This is a genomic window from Pseudomonas sp. Leaf434 (assembly GCF_001425545.1).
In the GTDB taxonomy this organism is placed as follows: domain Bacteria; phylum Pseudomonadota; class Gammaproteobacteria; order Pseudomonadales; family Pseudomonadaceae; genus Aquipseudomonas; species Aquipseudomonas siliginis.
In genome coordinates this window covers 55636-74340 of the sequence record NZ_LMQZ01000011.1, presented here as the reverse complement: position 1 = coordinate 74340, position 18705 = coordinate 55636, and the positions used below count along the sequence as shown (strand labels likewise).

The window sequence follows — 18705 nt, the reverse complement described above, 5'->3', positions numbered from 1 at the left end:
TAAATGACCGACTATAAAGCCACGCTAAACCTTCCGGACACCGCCTTCCCAATGAAGGCCGGCCTGCCACAGCGCGAACCGCAGATCCTGCAGCGCTGGGACAGTATTGGCCTGTACGGAAAGTTGCGCGAGATTGGCAAGGATCGTCCGAAGTTCGTCCTGCACGACGGCCCTCCGTACGCCAACGGCACGATCCACATCGGTCACGCACTGAACAAGATTCTCAAGGACATGATCATCCGCTCGAAAACCCTGTCGGGTTTCGACGCGCCGTATGTCCCGGGCTGGGATTGCCATGGCCTGCCGATCGAGCACAAGGTTGAAGTGACCCACGGCAAGAACCTCGGCGCGGATAAGACCCGCGAGCTGTGCCGTGCCTACGCCACCGAGCAGATCGAAGGGCAGAAGTCCGAGTTCATCCGTCTCGGCGTGCTCGGCGATTTCGCCAACCCGTACAAGACCATGGACTTCAAGAACGAGGCCGGTGAAATCCGCGCCCTCGCCGAAATCGTCAAGGGCGGTTTCGTCTTCAAGGGCCTCAAGCCGGTGAACTGGTGCTTCGATTGCGGTTCGGCTCTGGCTGAAGCGGAAGTCGAGTACGAGAACAAGAAGTCCTCGACCATCGACGTTGCGTTCCCGATCGCTGATGAAGCCAAACTGGCTGCCGCGTTCGGTCTGGCCTCGCTGAGCAAACCTGCTGCGATCGTGATCTGGACCACCACCCCGTGGACCATCCCGGCCAACCAGGCGCTGAACGTGCACCCTGAATTCAACTACGCCCTGGTCGATATCGGCGACAAGCTGCTGGTGCTGGCTGAAGAGCTGGTCGAAGCCTGCCTGGCGCGCTATGGCGTGGAAGGTTCGGTCATCGCCACCACCACCGGTAAAGAGCTGGAGCTGATCAACTTCCGTCACCCGTTCTACGATCGTCTGTCGCCGGTGTACCTGGCTGACTACGTCGAACTGGGTGCAGGCACCGGCGTGGTTCACTCCGCCCCGGCCTATGGCGTGGACGACTTCGTGACCTGCAAGAAATACGGCATGGTCAACGACGACATCCTCAACCCGGTACAGAGCAACGGCGTGTACGTGCCGTCGCTGGAATTCTTCGGTGGCCAGTTCATCTGGAAGGCCAACCCGGCTATCGTCGAAAAACTGACCGAAGTCGGTGCGCTGATGCACACCACCGTCATCGAACACAGCTACATGCACTGCTGGCGCCACAAGACCCCGCTGATCTACCGCGCTACTGCGCAGTGGTTCATCGGCATGGATAAGGAGCCAACCAGCGGCGACACCCTGCGCGTGCGCTCGCTCAAAGCCATCGAAGACACCAAGTTCGTTCCGGCCTGGGGCCAGGCGCGTCTGCATTCGATGATCGCCAACCGTCCGGACTGGTGCATCTCGCGTCAGCGCAACTGGGGCGTGCCGATCCCGTTCTTCCTCAACAAGGAAAGCGGCGAGCTGCACCCGCGTACCGTCGAGCTGATGGAAGAAGTCGCCAAACGCGTTGAAGTCGAAGGCATCGAAGCCTGGTTCAAACTCGACGCCGCCGAACTGCTGGGCGATGAAGCGCCGCAATACGACAAGATCAGCGACACCCTCGACGTCTGGTTCGACTCCGGCACCACGCACTGGCACGTTCTGCGCGGTTCGCACCCGATGGGCCACGAGAGCGGCCCGCGTGCCGACCTCTACCTGGAAGGTTCCGACCAGCACCGTGGCTGGTTCCACTCCTCGTTGCTGACCGGTTGCGCCATCGACAACCACGCGCCGTACCGCGAACTGCTGACGCACGGCTTCACCGTCGACGAGTCCGGCCGCAAGATGTCCAAGTCGCTGAAAAACGTGATTGAGCCGAAGAAGATCAACGATACGCTGGGCGCCGACATCATGCGTCTTTGGGTCGCGTCGACCGACTACTCTGGCGAAATCGCTGTGTCGGATCAGATCCTGACCCGCAGCGCCGATGCTTATCGTCGTATCCGTAACACCGCGCGCTTCCTGCTTTCCAACCTGACCGGTTTCAACCCGGCAACCGACCTGCTGCCGGCCGAAGACATGCTGGCGCTGGATCGCTGGGCTGTGGATCGCACGCTGCTGCTGCAACGCGAGTTGCAAGAGCACTACGGCGAATACCGTTTCTGGAACGTGTACTCGAAGATCCACAACTTCTGCGTGCAGGAGCTGGGCGGTTTCTACCTCGACATCATCAAGGACCGCCAGTACACCACCGGCGCCGACAGCAAGGCCCGTCGCTCGTGCCAGACCGCGCTGTTCCACATCTCCGAGGCGCTGGTGCGCTGGATCGCGCCGATCCTCGCCTTCACTGCCGACGAGCTGTGGCAATACCTGCCGGGCGAGCGTAACGAGTCGGTCATGCTCAACACCTGGTACGAAGGCCTGACCGAGCTGCCGGAAGGCTTCGAGCTGGGTCGCGCCTACTGGGATCGCATCATGGAAGTGAAAGTCGCGGTCAACAAAGAGATGGAAATCCAGCGTGCGGCGAAAGCCGTCGGTGGCAACCTGCAGGCCGAAGTGACGCTGTTTGCCGAAGAGGCGCTGAGCGCCGATCTGGCCAAGCTGAGCAACGAGCTGCGCTTTGTCCTGATCACCTCGACTGCCAGCGTCGCGCCATTCGTTCAGGCTCCGGCCGATGCAGTGGCCACCGAAGTCAGCGGTCTGAAACTGAAGATCGTCAAATCGGCGTTCCCGAAATGCGCGCGGTGCTGGCATTGCCGCGAAGACGTCGGCGTGAACCCGGAGCATCCGGAAATCTGCGGTCGTTGCGTCGACAACATCAGCGGTGCTGGCGAGGTTCGTCACTATGCCTGATGCCATTGGCCGTTTCGGACGGCTGAACTGGCTGTGGTTGAGCCTGCTGGTCCTGGTCATTGACCAGGCCAGCAAGTTCTACTTCGAAGCCAGGCTCGAAATGTTCCAGCAGATCGTGATCATTCCCGATCTGTTCAGCTGGACGCTGGCCTACAACACTGGCGCTGCTTTCAGCTTCCTCGCCGACAGCTCGGGCTGGCAGCGCTGGCTGTTTGCGCTGATCGCCATTGTCGTCAGTGCGGTGCTGGTGGTCTGGCTCAAGCGTTTGGGTCGCAACGACACCTGGCTGGCCGTCGCCCTGGCACTGGTGCTGGGTGGCGCGCTGGGCAACCTGTATGACCGCATTGCCCTGGGCCATGTGATCGACTTCATTCTGGTGCACTGGCAGAACCGCTGGTATTTCCCGGCGTTCAACATTGCCGACAGCGCGATCACCGTTGGCGCGATCATGCTGGCACTGGACATGTTCAAATCGAAGAAAACCGAAGAGGCTGCTCATGACTGAACCGCAATCGACTGAGCAACGCATCGGCCAGAACACCGAAGTCACCCTGCACTTTGCCTTGCGCCTGGAAAACGGTGACACCGTCGACAGTACCTTCGACAAGGCCCCGGCGACCTTCAAGGTCGGCGATGGCAACCTGCTGCCGGGTTTCGAAGCCGCACTGTTTGGCTTCAAGGCCGGCGACAGGCGCACAGTGACCGTTGAGCCGGAAAACGCTTTCGGACAGCCAAACCCGCAGAACGTGCAGACCATCCCGCGTTCGCAGTTCAACGACATGGAGTTGTCGCCGGGTCTGCTGGTGATCTTCAACGATGCGGCCAATACTGAATTGCCAGGAGTGGTGAAGGAATTCGATGACACGCAAGTGACCGTCGACTTCAACCACCCGCTGGCGGGCAAGACGCTGACCTTTGACGTGGAAATCATTTCCGTCAAAGCGATCTAAAAATGCAGGAGTGAGCTTCTGTGGCGAGGGGATTCATCCCCGCTGGGGTGCGAAGCGCCCCCAGACCAGTCAACGGATTCTGAGATAAGTCCGTTGAAGGTCTGCGACTGCTACGCAGCCGAGCGGGGATGATTCCCCTCGCCACAACAAGCAGGTCTCCACAGTCTGTTTTCCATTGTTTTCGCGCGCAAGACACGAGGCACAGCATGCAAATCAAACTCGCCAACCCCCGTGGCTTCTGCGCCGGTGTGGACCGGGCGATCGAAATCGTCAACCGCGCCCTGGAAGTCTTCGGGCCGCCGATCTATGTGCGTCATGAAGTGGTGCACAACAAGTTCGTCGTCGAAGACCTGCGCAGCCGTGGCGCGATTTTCGTCGAAGAGCTCGATCAGGTACCCGATGACGTGATCGTCATCTTCAGCGCCCACGGTGTTTCCCAAGCCGTGCGCAACGAAGCTGCAGGTCGTGGCCTGAAAGTCTTCGATGCAACCTGCCCGCTGGTGACCAAGGTGCACATCGAAGTCGCCAAATACAGCCGCGACGGTCGCGAGTGCATCCTGATCGGCCACGCCGGTCACCCGGAAGTCGAAGGCACCATGGGCCAGTACGATGCCAGCAACGGCGGCGCGATCTACCTCGTCGAAGACGAAAAGGACGTGGCCGCATTGCAGGTACGCGATCCGGAAAGACTCGCCTTCGTCACCCAGACAACCTTGTCGATGGACGACACCAGTCGCGTTATCGATGCCCTGCGCACGCGCTTCCCGGCCATCGGTGGTCCGCGCAAGGATGACATCTGCTACGCCACACAAAACCGCCAGGACGCCGTCAAGCAACTGGCCGACGAGTGCGACGTGGTGCTGGTGGTCGGCAGCCCGAACAGTTCCAACTCCAACCGTCTGCGTGAACTGGCTGAGCGTATGGCGACTCCGGCCTACCTGATCGACGGTGCCGAGGACCTGCAACAGAGCTGGTTCGACGGCGTCGAGCGTATTGGCATTACCGCTGGCGCGTCCGCACCGGAAGTGCTGGTCCGGGGCGTGATCCAGCAATTGCAGGCCTGGGGCGCGACCGGTGCCGACGAGCTGGCTGGCCGTGAGGAGAACATCACGTTCTCGATGCCGAAAGAGCTGCGCGTCCGTTCGATCTGACGCTTCTGCCTTTGTCGCACAGCGCCTGTTCGGTCTCCTGACTGCCCAGGCGCACGCGACCGGTCGCCGCCAGCACGATCTGCCGCTGGCTGACCGGTTCGCGCGGCGAGCAGATGTGTATTGTCCCCGCCTGAAATCGCCGTCCCGGCATCAGCGGCTGTCCCAGATGACTGAACCGCACGTAGCGGCTCACCCACCAATTGCCGACAATCGCCACCTTCGCCTCACTGGCGCGTTCAACCAGCAGCGGATTGCTGCTGTCCTCCGGCCCTTTGCCGCTAAGATCCAGAATGATTCGCCAACCCTGACTCCAGTCGCCGTCAATGCCATGGATCACCACACTTTGATTGTGGGTCATAGCCAGGGTGCGAGCGTGGCGGATGCCCTCGAGCAGCGACTGCGCTGCGTGGTCGCGCTGAGTCGCTTGCTTGAGCGCGGCGAACGCCGGGCTGACCAGCAGCAGAACAATTGCGCCAATCGCCAGTCCCATAAGCAGTTCAATCAGGCTGAAACCGTGTTGCGGCATGAAAAATCCCTCCGTGGAATGGTATGAGCAGCGCAATCCGTGCGCCGCGCAGGGCAAATCAGTCGGCGCGTGCCGAGCGAATGTTCTAGCGTGTAAAAGCAGGTATAGCCGACGGCAACGGAGGGCACCGATGGATCTTCGTACAAAAGGTTTCACGCTGGTCGAGTTGCTGGTCGCCATTGCGGTGTTCCTGATACTGATCACGCTGGCGGTGCCGGCCTTTACCCGTACGATCCAGAGCAGCAAGGCGGATACCGAAGTCGGCGACTTGCAGCGGGCAATCAATTTCGCTCGCCTCGAGGCAATCAATCGCGGCGTGACCACGCGTCTGCGTCCGACCGCTGGCGGCAGTGTCTGGACCGGTGAACTGGCGGTCTACGACAGTACTGGCAATCCGGCCAATGTGTTGCGGGTTGTTCCAGCAATGAGCAGTGGCGCGACTCTGACGCTACCCTCAGGAGTGACCGCACTGGATTTCAACAACCTCGGCGGTCTGGCGGCACCGTCGACGGCGGTGGTCATCGGTTACACGCTGGGCACGCAAAGCAGGACGCTGAACGTGTGTTTGAACGGACGCATTCAACTGGGTGGAAATTGCGGATGAGGGCAGGGAGCACAAACGCACAGGAGGGCATGACGCTGATCGAAGTGCTGGTCGCGTTGCTGATTCTGACCGTCGGGCTGTTGGGCGCAGCGGCGGTGCAGCTCAATGCGTTGAAGTACACCGACAGTTCGCGGATGACCAGTCAGGCCAGTTTCATCGCCTATGACATGATGGATCGCATCCGCGCCAATTCCGGCGCCAACTACACCGTCACGCCACCGACCTCGGGCAATCTCAGTAATGCGCGGGATCAGGATCTCTACGATTTCACCACCAACATCGCCAACTTCGGCGGCCCGACCGCGACGGGCAGCATCACCCTCAATCAGCGGGTCTACACCATCACCATTACCTGGAGCGATGCGCGCGCGGCGAACGCTGCCAGTGCACAGCGCAGTTTCGTGCTGAGCAGCCGGGCGGCGGTCGATCCGGTGGCCACACCATGAAGTACGCCAGCCGTGGTTTCGGCCTGATTGAGCTGCTGATTGCCCTGGCTTTGGGGCTGATCGTCGTGCTCGGCGTGGTACAGATTTTCATCGCCGCAAAAAACACTTACGTCAGTCAGAACAGCGCCGCAGCGATGCAGGAAGATGCGCGCTTCGTTCTCAGCAAAATGATTCAGGAAATCCGTATGGTCGGCATGTTCGGCTGCCTCGGCACCATCGTCGACTCCAGTTCTGCAGGGGATTTCAACACCGCGCAACTCATCCCGATCAACTGGGATAACGCCAGTCTCAAGCTGACCATGGTCACCGCCGATGTCGGCAGCGGCGGGGGAACGCCGACCTGGACGGTGATTTCCGATTGTCGCAACAGCGCGGTCGCCTACAGCGGATTGCGCAGCCCGACCACGGGGCAGATCGCGTTCCCGATCCGGCGCCTGATCTACAGCTTCAGCAATAACCAGATCCTCATGGGCACTGGCAGCGGCAATCCGGCGCAGCAAGTGCTGGTGAACAACGTCAGCGCCTTCAACGTCACATTCGGTCTGGCCAGCTCCGCGACCGACGTCGCAGCTTCAACGTACAGCAGCAACCCCGGCGATCCGGCGCGCATCCGCAGCGTGCGCCTGAGCCTGACCCTCACCGACCCGAACAATCGGGTGCGCAATCAAACCTTCAACGTGGTTGCGGCATTGCGCAACCGCTTGCCATGAGGGGGCGGCGATGAGGATTTCCTTGCAACAACGTCAGGCCCAGCGCGGCATGGTCCTGTTGGTGAGCCTGGTGTTTCTGCTGTTGCTCACATTGATCGGTTTGTCCTCGATGCAGAGCGCCAACCTGCAAGAGAAAATGGCCGGCAGCGTAAGCCTGCGCAATCAATCGTTTCAGGCTGCGGAAGCGGCGTTGCGTATCGGCGAAAGTGCGGTGCAGCTGGACAGTTACTCGTTGGCGGTGTGTAGCGGCACGAACCAATGTCTGCCGCCGGCCGAATCGTCATCGGTCAGCTCGGCCGGCTTCAATTCGACCTCCGGGGTGACCTGGATCGCTGCCGGTAATGGCTTTTATGGCGTGCAGAACATCGGCACGACCCTGACTGCGGTGAACGTACCGAGTAACACTTCGGCGACGTTGTATCGAGTGACTGCGGTCGGCATCGCCGGCAATTCGCGTAGCGTGGTGGAGAGTGTCTATGCGAAGTATTGAGCGCGGCCTGTCGTTGCTGATCGGCATGCTCCTGAGTTTCTACCTGGCGGCACCGGCCTGGGCTTTCACGCCTTCCGATTCGCCATTGCTGAGCGCGGCTGCGGTGGCGCCCAACGTGATGCTGCTGATCGATGACTCGGGGAGTATGAACAGCATCATCTACGCCGCCGGATTCGACCCGAACGTCAACCGCACTCCCGCCCGGCAGTGCAATGCCTTCCTCGGCTTGTGCTCTGCACTCAATGCGCCGCAGATTACCGGCGACACGGTGTTTCTATCGAGCCTGCCGACTTCCGGGTGCTCGGGAGGCGCCTATGCGTTCTACAACAACAGTGTGGCGCCGTTGTGCCTCAAGCTCCCCGACCCCGTAGGCAACGAGAACACTCGGTATTCCGCCGATTACATTTCCTACATAGTCAGCCTCGCCAACAGCACCGGCACCCGCGACTTCACCACGGGGGCGATCCCCAACGATTACCGGATGAACGTGGCGCGCAACGTCTCCACCGCACTGGTGAGCAGCAACCGCACTTTGCGCATGGGCCTGTCGACATTCAATCCGGCGACCAGCAACAACCCGGGCAACGGCGGTTTCATCGCTCGCTCGATCACCGATTTGTCACCCGTCGCGGGCAGCGTCACCCAGGCCCAGGCAGACACCAACTACAACGCGCTGATCTCATCGATCAACGGCTTGAACGCCGTGGCCAACACGCCATTGGCCGAGAGCTATTACGAAGTCACGCGCTACATGCGTGGGTTGGCGCCTTACTACAACGGCACGCCAGCGAGCTATACCAGTCCGATTCAATACCGCTGCCAGAAAAACTACGGCGTGGTGATTACCGATGGCTTGCCAACCTATGACCGTACCTTCCCGACCAACGATCCGCTGGGAGGCAGCCGGCTACCGAACTGGGATGGCGTGAATAACGATGGCGACAACCTCAACGGTGACGGTGAGGGCGACACACTCTATCTGGATGACATCGCCAAATTCGCCTTCGATATCGACATGCGTTCGACCGGTACTGACGCAGCAGGCAAGAGCTGGAACGCGGTGGATTTTCCCCGGCAGAACATGAACACCTACACCGTGGGTTTCGCGGCGGATAACGACATGTTGTCCGACGCCGCCAGTTACGGGCAGGGCAGGTACTACCAGGCGACCGACAGCTCCGGGCTTAATGCGGCGTTATCGTCGGCATTGAGCGATATCACTTCCAAGGCCGGCTCCGGTGGTGCCGGTGTTGCCAGCAGCAGTACGTTGACCAGTGGCAGCAGTTTTTACCAGACAACCTACGATCCCAAGGATTGGCGCGGCACGATCAGGTCGTTCGGCTTTACCTCGACCGGCACGGTAAATACCTCGGCGGCGCAATGGTCGACCGACACCACCATCGTGCCCTCTGCCACAGCGCCGACTTTCCAGTCATGGAACACCTTGAGCAACACGCCCATTGCCTTGGCACTCCTCAACTTTTCCCCGGCGCAGCAGACTACGCTGAATCAGGGGTTGCCCGCCGGAATCAACGGTAATGATCTGGTGGAGTGGAGCAAAGGGACCAACAGGGCCGGGCTCAAAGTTCGCAGTGCGCTGTTGGGCGACATCATTAATTCGCCGCTGGTGCTCGCCTCGCCTTCAGACAAGACCGCATCCGATCTGACGGGTGACAGCAGTTACACCAACTACCTGACCACCAAGGCTGCGAACATGAACACCAGTCTGGTGGTGAACGCCAACGACGGTTTCGTCAACGTGATCAATTCGGCGAACGGCACCCGCCGTTATGCCTATATGCCCTCCAGCGTGCTGCCTTCGTTGCGGCTGATTGCGGATACCAATTACGTCAACGGCGTCAGCCACAAGTTTCTCGTGGACGGTCAGGTCGGCGTGTTCGATGCGCAGGCCGGCACCACCTGGAGAACGCTGGCCATTGGCGGAACGGGGGCCGGTGGTAAAACCTTCTACGGACTGCAACTGTTCGATGCCTCGGCAGGCAACGTGATCAAGGCACTGTGGGAAGTCAGTGCGCCGGCTACGGCCAACACGGCGAATGCTTTCAATGATCTGGGTTACGCCTACGCCCGTCCGGAAGTCGCACGCTTGGCCAATGGTCGCTGGGCGACATTCATCGCCAATGGTTACGGCAGCAATTCGGGGGTTGCAGCGTTGTATGTGCTGGATGCGCTGGATGGTTCGCTGATCAGGAAAATCGTCATCGACAGCACGGAAACCACTAACGGTCTGTCTTCGGTAAAACTCAGGGTCAATTCCTCGAACGTAGTGCAGGCTGCCTACGCTGGTGACCTGAAGGGGCGTATGTGGAAATTCGACTTGAGCGCACCCGGGGCAGAAAGCTGGGGCGTGGCGTTTGCCGGCAAGCCATTGTTCACCGCCCCGGGCGGGGCAACGCAGCCGATCACCGCGCAACCGCTGCTGGCGGATAATCCGCAGGGCGGCAAGCAGGTGTTCTTTGGCACCGGCAAGTTCAACGAGACTGCCGACAAGACCAACAAGGATCTGCAGGCGTTCTATTCAATCTGGGATGCAGAGGGTGGGGCCGGCCAAATCACCGTTAGCAGTTTGCAAGCGCAGGCGATTACCGGCTCGTTCTCCGGCAGTTCCGGGCAGTTTCTGACCACCAGCCAGAATGAAACGACGTATCCGGCAGAGAAAGGGTGGTATCTGCCGCTGGTGTACAACAACGTGCTGACCGGCGAGCGCGTGATCAATCAGGCCAGTATTGTGTTGGGACGAGTTGTTTTCACCACTGCCAGCGTCGATACCACCGACCCTTGTTCGAGTTTTGGTACGGGCCGACTGGTCGAACTCGATGCGTTCAACGGTAAGATGCTCAACTACGCCGTGATCGACACCACCGGTGACCGTTTGGTCGACAGCAACGATACGATATCCAGTGGCGTGATTTTTACCGGCGGCATTCCGACCCTGAACTTCATCTCGGCTAACGGCGAGCGCAAGGGCACGACTGACACCAGCGGCGCGGTCACGGTCATTGTGGAAAAAGGTGGCGGCGGCAGCCGTCGTATCATGTGGCGACAAATCCAGTAAGCGAGAATTTGAGGCATGCGCAGATCCAGCCGAGGTTTTACCCTGATCGAGATCATGATCGTCATCGCGATTATCGGGATCATCCTCACCATCAGCATTCCCAGCTACAACGAATACGTGAAGAAGGGCCGTCGCGCCGAAGTGGTCTCGCTGCTCTCGGAGCAGGCGCAGACCCTCGAACGCTTCTACACCCGCAACAATGTCTACACCGGCGTCACCGGGCTGAGCCCGGGCAATGATTTCTACACCATCACCCCGACGCTGACCGACCAGACCTTTGTGCTGACCGCGGTGCGTAAAACCGGCTCGGCCATGGCCACCGACAAATGCGGGGATTTCACTCTGACCAACACCGGCGTGCGAAGCATGAACAACGCGACTACCGGTGTGACCGCCAAGGATTGCTGGGGCCGCTGACGCATTCTTTTTCGGGCGCCTTTTGCGCCCACTGTCTTTTTTACGGTTGGATCAAACATGACCAGGCAACAGCAAGTAGTGATTGTCGGCGGCGGGGTGATTGGCCTGCTCACTGCCTACAATCTCGCCTCCGAAGTGCGCAGCGTGGTGCTGCTGGATCGCTCGAATGTCGGCCAGGAATCGTCCTGGGCTGGCGGCGGCATCGTCTCGCCGTTATACCCGTGGCGCTACAGTCCGGCAGTCACCGCGCTGGCGCATTGGTCGCAGGATTTTTATCCACAGCTCGGCGAGCGCTTGTTTGCTGACACTGGCGTTGATCCTGAAGTGCACACCACTGGTCTGTATTGGTTGGATCTGGACGATGAAGCCGCAGCCATGGCCTGGGCCGCGCGGGAAAATCGGCCGCTGCGGGCTGTGGATATCTCGGCGGCACATGACGCGGTGCCGGTGCTTGGCAGCGGTTTCAGCCGAGCGATCTACATGGCCGATGTCGCCAACGTGCGCAATCCACGGCTGGTCAAATCGCTGAAAGCCGCGCTGCTGGCGCTGCCGAACGTGACGATTCACGAGCAATGCGAAGTCTGTGGTTTCGTCCGCGAGGACGAGCGCGTGGTTGGCGTGCAAACCTCCACTGGGGTGATGAGCGGCGACGAGTTTGTGCTGACGGCGGGGGCGTGGAGCGGCGATCTGCTCAAGACGCTGAACCTGACGCTGCCGGTCGAACCGGTCAAAGGCCAGATGATTCTCTACAAGTGCGCGGCTGATTTCCTGCCGAGCATGGTGCTGGCCAAGGGACGTTATGCGATCCCGCGTCGCGACGGTCACATTCTGATCGGCAGCACGCTGGAGCACGAAGGTTACGACAAGACCCCGACCGATGTAGCGCTGCAAAGCCTCAAGGCCTCGGCGATCGAATTGCTGCCGGCGTTGGCGGATGCCGAGGTGGTCGGGCACTGGGCCGGGCTGCGGCCGGGGTCGCCGGAAGGGGTTCCCTTTATTGGCCGGGTGCCGGGGTTCGAGGGGTTGTGGCTGAACTGCGGGCATTACCGCAACGGGCTGGTGCTGGCGCCGGCATCGTGTCAGTTGTTTGCCGATGTGATGTTGGGGCGAGCGCCGATTATTGATCCGGCGCCGTATGCGCCTGAGGGCCGGATTTAGTCAGAGGCTGGTAGACCGCCTTCGCGAGCAGGCTCGCTCCCACAGGAATACTCATTCCAAATGTGGGAGCGAGCCTGCTCGCGAAGGGGCCTTCAATCCAGTCCCAATTTCTTCAGCCGATAACGCATCGACCTGAACGACAGACTCAACCGCTGCGCCGCCGCCGTGCGGTTCCAGCGGGTTTCCTCCAGCGCCTGCAAAATCAGTTTGCGTTCGACGCTCTCCAGATAATCCTCAAGATTGTCGATCTGGGTCAGATCAGCCGTCGCCCCGTCCGCCGAGCAATTGCCTTCGCTCAAACGCAGATCCTGCGCTTCGATCGTGCGGTTTTCACACAAGGTGTGCGCGCGTTCCAGAACATTCTCCAGTTCGCGCACGTTGCCGGGAAAGCGATAGTTCTTCAGCGCCTCCAGCGCTTGGGGGTGCAGGCGCGCTTCGGGTTGTCCGGTGTCTTTGGCCAGGCGCTTGAGCACGTGCATGGCAAGCGCCTCGATGTCGTCGCGGCGTTCGCGCAGGGACGGCACGCGCAGTTCGATGACGTTGAGCCGGTAATACAGATCCTGGCGGAAACGCTCGGCTGAAACTTCGGCTTCAAGGTCTTTGTGCGTGGCGCAAAGGATACGCACGTCGACCACCGTTTCCTGCTGGCCGCCGACGCTGCGCACGGCTTTTTCCTGAATTGCCCGCAGCAGTTTCACTTGCATCGACAGTGGCAGATCGGCGACTTCATCGAGAAACAGAGTGCCGCCATGGGCCGCCTGGAATAGCCCCGGCTTGTCTTCGACGGCACCGGTGAAGCTGCCTTTGCGGTGGCCGAAAAATTCGCTTTCCATCAGTTCCGACGGAATTGCCCCGCAGTTCACCGGCACAAACGGCTGGCTGGCGCGCGGGCCTTGTTCGTGAATCAGACGCGCGACCAGTTCTTTGCCGCTGCCGGATTCACCACTGATGTACACCGGCGCCTGACTGCGTGCGAGCTTGTCGATCTGCTTGCGCAGATTGGCCATCGGCGGCGAATCGCCCAGCAAGCGTCGCTCGATTGCCGTGCTCAAGCCGCCCGCTGTCGGCAGGCGCAGCGCCGAGCTGACCAGTTCGCGCAATCGCGGCAGCTCCACCGGTTTGGTGAGGAAATCGAACGCCCCGGCCTTCAACGCATTGATGGCCGTTTCCAGGCTTCCGTACGCAGTGATCATCGCCACCGGCAGGTGTGGATCGCGTTGCTGAATGTGTTGCACCAGCTCCAGACCGGTGCCGTCGGGCAGGCGCATGTCGGTCAGGCACAGGTCAAAGTGCTCGCGCTGCAACAGCGCCTGAGCCTCGCCCAGATTGCGTGCGCTGAAGGTCTCGAGTTTCATCCGTCCCAGGGTGATTTCCAGGAGCTCGCGGATATCCGGTTCGTCGTCGACGATTAGAATTTTTTGCCGTGGGCTTGTATTCAACTTTGTTTCCGTCCGTGAGCAAAAGTGATGCAAAAGCAGCCGCCGCCTTGGCGTGATTTGAAGTCTAGGCGTGCCTGGTTGCTTTCGCACAGCTCACGGGACAGATAAAGGCCAAGACCGGTGCCCTGGCTGCTCGTAGTGAAGAACGGCTCAAACAGATGCGCCTGTTCATCGGCCGACACGCCGGGGCCGTTGTCCTGCACTTCGAGCACTGCCAATTGGCTGTCGGGGTCGACGAACAGTGCCAGCCATACTTCGGCCTGCTCGTGCAGTTGGGCACTGTGACGCCAGGCGTTGCGGATCAGATTGTCGAGAATCTGCCGCAGCTGGTTGGGGTCCATCAGCGTGGTGAAATCGCCGGAATTGATTCGCAGATGAATGTGCTGGCGTTCGTTGGCCTGCTCGCGGGTTTCGCCGACGAAGTCTTCCAGCCACGGCTTGAGGTCCAGCCGTTGCGGCGCGCTTTGCTGGCGGCGGGACAGTTGCAGGACGTTTTCGATGACTCGGTTCATGCGCTGGGAGTGGTCTTGAATAATCTGCGTCAGACGTCGATCTGCGCTATCGAGTTCCTCGGACTCGGCCAACAGCTGCGCGGCATGACTGATCGCGCCCAGTGGATTGCGAATTTCATGGGAGATGCCGGCGGTCAAACGCCCGAGCGCAGCGAGCTTGAGTTGCTGGGCTTGTTGGGTGATTTGCGCCAGGTCTTCGAGAAACACCAGTGTCTGCTGGTTCGGACTCTGCTCGAGAGCGATGAAGCTGGGTTGCAGCTCAAGGCCATTGCCGGGGATTTTCAGGCTCTGCGGGCGCAAGGTCGGGTTGTTGCGCCACAGTTGCAGGCGCTCGACGAGTGCTGGCGAATATTCGTCGATCAAATGACCTTGCAGGTGACTATGGCCGAGCAGACTCTGCGCACTGTGATTGGCCAGTTGCACCCGACGTTGCTCGTCGAGCACCAGAATCCCCGTGCGCATGCGTTGCAGGATCAACGCGTTCAGCGCCTCCAGGCTGACCACTTCGCTGGCGCGCTGTTCGGCCAGGGTCTCGCTGACTTCGAGGCGGCGGATCAACCCTTGCACCAGCAGCGAGGCGGCAAAGCACAGCGCACCGAGGGTGCCAGCTTGCAAGTAGGCGTTTGCGCTCAAGGGGCGGCTGAGCCCCAGCAGAAAGCTCAGGCCGACAATGCCGATCGCCGCAATGGCGGCAATCAGCAGGCCGATGCGTCGGCGTAGCAGGGTGTTGCTGATTGCCACCGAGACCACCAGCAGATTGCCCAGCGCACTGGCCACGCCGCCCGCCGCGTAGAACAGGCCGCACAACAGCAGCACGTCGACGAAGGCCAGGGTGAACAACTGCGCCGGGCGCCGGGTGTTTTCGAGGAACACCACCAACAGCATATTGATGATCAGGTACAGCCAGCTGCCACCGCGCAGCAGATCGTCGTTGGCCGACGTCAGCAGGCGGTTGTCCATGTTGCTGGAGATCAGCAACACCAGAGTGATGCCGACACTTAAACGGTAGAGGTGATAAAGGCGCAGCAGACGCTGCGCCTGTTTCTGGTCGGCGTTGACGGCCTCAGCGACCACTGGCGCCCGGGCCTTGCTCGAGATGAGCCTGGCTGCAATACCACAGTTGCTGGTTGCCCAGCGCGCGGTCGCGCGGCAGGTGCACGCCGCAGTGGGCGCAACGCACCATCGGCGGCGCGTCCTGTTCGCGCGGCGATCGGGCGGACGAGGCGGGGGCCTTGAATTTGCGCCAGAGCCAGATGGCGGCGAAGATCAGGGCAATCCAGAACAATAAACGAAGCATGATGAGCGGCTTTTCGACTGATGATCCGGCAGTTTAGCCAAGGACCCGATCAGCGCACAGCCTATTAAAGCGCGGCAATAAAAAAGGGAGATCCGCGGATCTCCCTTTTTCGTACAGCCGGTGTGATCAGTCGAACACGCCGAAGGTCATGTAGCTGAACCACGAGCGGTCGGTGTCGCTGGATTCCGGTTCTGGCTCTTCGATCACGTCGCCGTTCTCGTCTTTAGGCTTGAGCTCGTTCGGGATCGCATCTTTCGCGTCCTGGAACTGCTTCTGCACGTCCTGGTTGGCGCGGGTTTCGCCCGGCGGCAGCGGTGGACGCGATTCGATCAGGCCCAAAGTCGCTTTGCTCAGGAACGAACGGTTGTCAGCTTCGGCTACGCGTGGCACGAACTGGCCATCCTCCAGGCTCGGGTGGTCCGGGTAGTTGAGCTTCAGGGTTTCCAGGCTGGTGGCCGCCAGATCGTCGAGGTGCAGACGCTGGTAGGCTTCAGTCATCACCGCCAGGCCGTCGCCGACCGATGGGGTTTCCTGGAAGTTCTCCACGACGTACTTGCCACGGTTGGCAGCGGCTACATAAGCCTGACGGGTCAGGTAGTAGTCAGCGACGTGGATTTCGTAGGCGGCCAACAGGTTGCGCAGATAGATCATGCGCTGCTTGGCGTCCGGCGCGTAGCGGCTGTTCGGGTAGCGGCTGGTCAGCTGCGCGAACTCGTTGTACGAGTCGCGGGCGGCGCCCGGGTCACGCTTGGTCATGTCAAGCGGCAGGAAGCGCGCCAGCAGGCCGACGTCCTGGTCGAACGAAGTCAGACCCTTGAGGTAGTACGCGTAATCCACGTTCGGATGCTGCGGATGCAAACGAATGAAACGCTCGGCGGCAGACTTTGCAGCTTCCGGCTCGGCGTTCTTGTAGTTGGCGTAGATCAACTCCAGCTGAGCCTGATCGGCGTAGCGACCGAACGGATAACGCGACTCCAGAGCCTTCAGCTTGGCTGTGGCGCTGGTGTAGCTGTTGTTGTCCAGGTCAGTCTGAGCCTGCTGATACAGCTCGGCTTCGCTGAGGTTTTCGTCTACGACTTCCTTCGATGAGCAAGCAGCGGTCAATGCGAGGATGGCGATCAGCAGCAGGTGTTTCACTTGCATGGCGGCTTGCGTCCCTATGACGGCCGCTGTCTTGGGCGGGGCCGTCCTGTTATGATGAACGCCCCGTTGAAAAGCCTCGGGGCAAAAGACGCCGTATTTAACCACAAGCGCGCAGCCGAAACCAAAGGCTGTGCCGACGCCCAGTCCGAGCATGTCCGATAAAATTGAACTTCGCGCAGAGGTGCCGTCCGAATTGGGCGGCCAACGCCTCGATCAAGTCGCCGCCCAACTCTTCGCTGAGCACTCACGCTCGCGCCTTTCCGCCTGGATCAAAGAAGGTCGCCTGACTGTGGACGGGGCGGTGATCCGCCCGCGCGACATTGTGCATGGCGGTGCCGTCCTTGAGCTGACTGCCGAGCAGGAAGCCCAGGGCGAGTGGATCGCCCAGGACATCGAGCTCGACATCGTCTATGAAGACGACGACATCCTGGTGATCAACAAGCCTGCGGGCCTGGTGGTGCACCCGGCCGCCGGTCACGCCGATGGCACCCTGCTCAACGCTTTGTTGCACCATGTGCCGGACATCATCAATGTCCCGCGCGCCGGTATCGTGCATCGTCTGGACAAGGACACCACCGGTCTGATGGTGGTGGCCAAGACCATTCAGGCGCAGACCAAACTGGTTGCGCAATTGCAGAGCCGCAGTGTCAGCCGCATCTATGAGTGCATCGTCATTGGCGTGGTCACCGCCGGTGGCAAGATCAACGCGCCGATCGGTCGTCACGGCCAGCAACGCCAGCGCATGGCAGTGATGGAAGGCGGCAAGCCTGCCGTCAGCCACTACCGCGTGCTCGAACGTTTCCGTTCGCACACCCACGTGCGGGTGAAACTGGAAACCGGTCGGACCCACCAGATCCGCGTGCACATGGCGCACATCAACTTCCCGTTGGTCGGCGATCCGGCGTACGGCGGGCGTTTCCGCATTCCGCCTGCGGCCAACCCGACCATGGTGGAATCGCTCAAGCACTTCCCGCGTCAGGCGCTGCACGCGCGCTTCCTTGAACTCGATCACCCGACGAGCGGTGAGCGCATGAGCTGGGAATCGCCGCTGCCGGAAGATTTCGTCTGGCTGCTGACCCTGCTCAAGCAGGATCGCGAGGCCTTCGTCGGATGAACTGGCTGACGCCGGACTGGCCTGCGCCGGCCAGCGTCAGGGCCTGTGTCACCACCCGCGAGGGTGGTGTCAGCGAGGCGCCGTTCGACAGCCTGAATCTGGGCGATCATGTCGATGATCGTCCGCAGGACGTCGCTGAGAACCGTCGACGCTTGACCGATCACTTCTCCATACAGCCTGCCTGGTTGCAGCAAGTGCACGGGATCACCGTTGCCCATGCTGATCCGGGCGTCGTTGCGACTGCAGATGCCAGTTGGACGGCAGCGCCGGGTATTGCCTGCGCGGCGATGACGGCAGACTGTTTGCCGGCATTGTTCTGCGATCGTGCCGGCACGCGTGTCGCGGCCGCTCATGCCGGTTGGCGGGGTCTGGCGGCGGGCGTGCTTGAGGCAACTCTCGACAGCCTCGATGTTCCTGCTGACGAGGTACTGGTCTGGCTCGGCCCGGCCATTGGCCCCAAAGCCTTTGAAGTCGGTCCGGAAGTACGGGAAGTCTTCATCAATCAACTGCCTGAAGCAGCAGAAGCGTTCGTACCGAGCAACAATGCCGGCAAGTTCATGGCTGATATCTATCTGCTGGCGCGCCTGCGTCTGGCTGAACGGGGTGTCACGGCTGTTTATGGTGGCGGTTTCTGCACCGTGACCGATCCGCGCTTCTTCTCCTATCGCCGTGCGTCGCGGACCGGTCGTTTCGCCTCCCTTGTTTGGCTCACCCGCTAAACTCTCTGATCTGCATCAACTCTCCGACGCTTGAATCTCCCAGAATCGACCGCATCTACAGTGGTATCTGGCAGGTTTCTTTATTCAGGATGGTTTCTTAGGTCCGGCCTGCTCAAAA

At 60.7% G+C, this 18705-nt stretch carries 18 protein-coding genes; 13 read left to right on the top strand and 5 right to left on the bottom strand.

What is annotated here, in order from left to right:
* The first annotated feature begins 3 nt into the window (after nucleotides 1-3).
* The 4 genes from ileS to ispH all read left to right on the top strand — a co-directional run bounded on the left by ileS (nucleotide 4) and on the right by ispH (nucleotide 4936).
* Nucleotides 4-2835, top strand: coding sequence for an isoleucine--tRNA ligase (gene ileS, locus ASG55_RS22450; protein WP_056790497.1), 2832 nt, complete (start codon nucleotides 4-6; stop codon nucleotides 2833-2835).
* A complete protein-coding gene (gene lspA / locus ASG55_RS22445; protein ID WP_056790494.1) occupies nucleotides 2828-3340 on the top strand; it encodes a signal peptidase II in 513 nt (170 codons plus the stop codon). The genes ileS and lspA overlap by 8 nt, the downstream gene beginning before the upstream one ends.
* A complete protein-coding gene (gene fkpB / locus ASG55_RS22440; protein WP_056790492.1) occupies nucleotides 3333-3785 on the top strand; it encodes an FKBP-type peptidyl-prolyl cis-trans isomerase in 453 nt (150 codons plus the stop codon). The genes lspA and fkpB overlap by 8 nt, the downstream gene beginning before the upstream one ends.
* A gap of 206 nt (nucleotides 3786-3991) precedes the next feature.
* Nucleotides 3992-4936: a 4-hydroxy-3-methylbut-2-enyl diphosphate reductase gene (gene ispH, locus ASG55_RS22435; RefSeq protein ID WP_016773129.1), complete on the top strand. Its 945-nt coding sequence runs from the start codon at nucleotides 3992-3994 to the stop codon at nucleotides 4934-4936.
* Here the strand turns inward: ispH and ASG55_RS22430 are convergent.
* Complete coding sequence (locus tag ASG55_RS22430) at nucleotides 4893-5462, bottom strand: GspH/FimT family pseudopilin (protein ID WP_056790489.1); 570 nt, start codon at nucleotides 5460-5462, stop codon at nucleotides 4893-4895. The two genes, ispH and ASG55_RS22430, sit on opposite strands and share 44 nt — an antisense overlap.
* 130 nt (nucleotides 5463-5592) lie before the next feature.
* Here ASG55_RS22430 and ASG55_RS22425 point away from each other — a divergent pair, with 130 nt between their 5' ends.
* Genes ASG55_RS22425 through thiO form a run of 7 tightly spaced genes read left to right on the top strand, consistent with a single transcriptional unit; the run spans nucleotide 5593 to nucleotide 12363 of the window.
* Entirely contained in the window at nucleotides 5593-6066 is a 474-nt protein-coding gene (locus ASG55_RS22425; RefSeq protein ID WP_041477800.1) for a GspH/FimT family pseudopilin, read from the top strand.
* The gene (gene pilV / locus ASG55_RS22420) at nucleotides 6063-6512 is read left to right on the top strand and encodes a type IV pilus modification protein PilV (protein WP_056790487.1); all 450 of its coding nucleotides are present in this window, start codon (nucleotides 6063-6065) and stop codon (nucleotides 6510-6512) included. Before ASG55_RS22425 ends, pilV begins: the two co-directional genes overlap by 4 nt.
* Nucleotides 6509-7222 carry a PilW family protein gene (locus ASG55_RS22415; protein WP_056790483.1) on the top strand — a complete coding sequence of 238 codons (714 nt, stop codon included), beginning with the start codon at nucleotides 6509-6511 and terminating at the stop codon, nucleotides 7220-7222. Before pilV ends, ASG55_RS22415 begins: the two co-directional genes overlap by 4 nt.
* A 10-nt stretch (nucleotides 7223-7232) precedes the next feature.
* A complete protein-coding gene (locus ASG55_RS22410) occupies nucleotides 7233-7712 on the top strand; it encodes a pilus assembly PilX family protein (protein WP_056790481.1) in 480 nt (159 codons plus the stop codon).
* Complete coding sequence (locus ASG55_RS22405; RefSeq protein WP_056790477.1) at nucleotides 7699-10788, top strand: pilus assembly protein; 3090 nt, start codon at nucleotides 7699-7701, stop codon at nucleotides 10786-10788. Before ASG55_RS22410 ends, ASG55_RS22405 begins: the two co-directional genes overlap by 14 nt.
* A 15-nt stretch (nucleotides 10789-10803) precedes the next feature.
* Complete coding sequence (locus ASG55_RS22400; RefSeq protein WP_041477804.1) at nucleotides 10804-11205, top strand: type IV pilin protein; 402 nt, start codon at nucleotides 10804-10806, stop codon at nucleotides 11203-11205.
* A 57-nt stretch (nucleotides 11206-11262) separates the two neighbouring features.
* Nucleotides 11263-12363 carry a glycine oxidase ThiO gene (thiO, locus tag ASG55_RS22395; protein ID WP_056790475.1) on the top strand — a complete coding sequence of 367 codons (1101 nt, stop codon included), beginning with the start codon at nucleotides 11263-11265 and terminating at the stop codon, nucleotides 12361-12363.
* A 92-nt stretch (nucleotides 12364-12455) separates the two neighbouring features.
* Here thiO and ASG55_RS22390 read toward each other — a convergent pair whose 3' ends face one another.
* The 4 genes from ASG55_RS22390 to ASG55_RS22375 form a co-directional block, all read right to left on the bottom strand.
* The gene (locus ASG55_RS22390) at nucleotides 12456-13802 is read right to left on the bottom strand and encodes a sigma-54-dependent transcriptional regulator (protein WP_056790472.1); all 1347 of its coding nucleotides are present in this window, start codon (nucleotides 13800-13802) and stop codon (nucleotides 12456-12458) included.
* Entirely contained in the window at nucleotides 13799-15388 is a 1590-nt protein-coding gene (locus ASG55_RS22385) for a sensor histidine kinase (RefSeq protein WP_056790468.1), read from the bottom strand. Before ASG55_RS22385 ends, ASG55_RS22390 begins: the two co-directional genes overlap by 4 nt.
* Nucleotides 15378-15611: a PP0621 family protein gene (locus ASG55_RS22380; protein WP_056790465.1), complete on the bottom strand. Its 234-nt coding sequence runs from the start codon at nucleotides 15609-15611 to the stop codon at nucleotides 15378-15380. The genes ASG55_RS22385 and ASG55_RS22380 overlap by 11 nt, the downstream gene beginning before the upstream one ends.
* A 126-nt stretch (nucleotides 15612-15737) precedes the next feature.
* Nucleotides 15738-16754: an outer membrane protein assembly factor BamD gene (locus ASG55_RS22375; RefSeq protein WP_056790462.1), complete on the bottom strand. Its 1017-nt coding sequence runs from the start codon at nucleotides 16752-16754 to the stop codon at nucleotides 15738-15740.
* Nucleotides 16755-16905: 151 nt separating this feature from the next.
* Here ASG55_RS22375 and rluD point away from each other — a divergent pair, with 151 nt between their 5' ends.
* Complete coding sequence (gene rluD, locus ASG55_RS22370; protein ID WP_016773140.1) at nucleotides 16906-17868, top strand: 23S rRNA pseudouridine(1911/1915/1917) synthase RluD; 963 nt, start codon at nucleotides 16906-16908, stop codon at nucleotides 17866-17868.
* Complete coding sequence (gene pgeF / locus ASG55_RS22365; protein WP_056790460.1) at nucleotides 17865-18587, top strand: peptidoglycan editing factor PgeF; 723 nt, start codon at nucleotides 17865-17867, stop codon at nucleotides 18585-18587. Before rluD ends, pgeF begins: the two co-directional genes overlap by 4 nt.
* The last annotated feature ends 118 nt before the right edge of the window (nucleotides 18588-18705 follow it).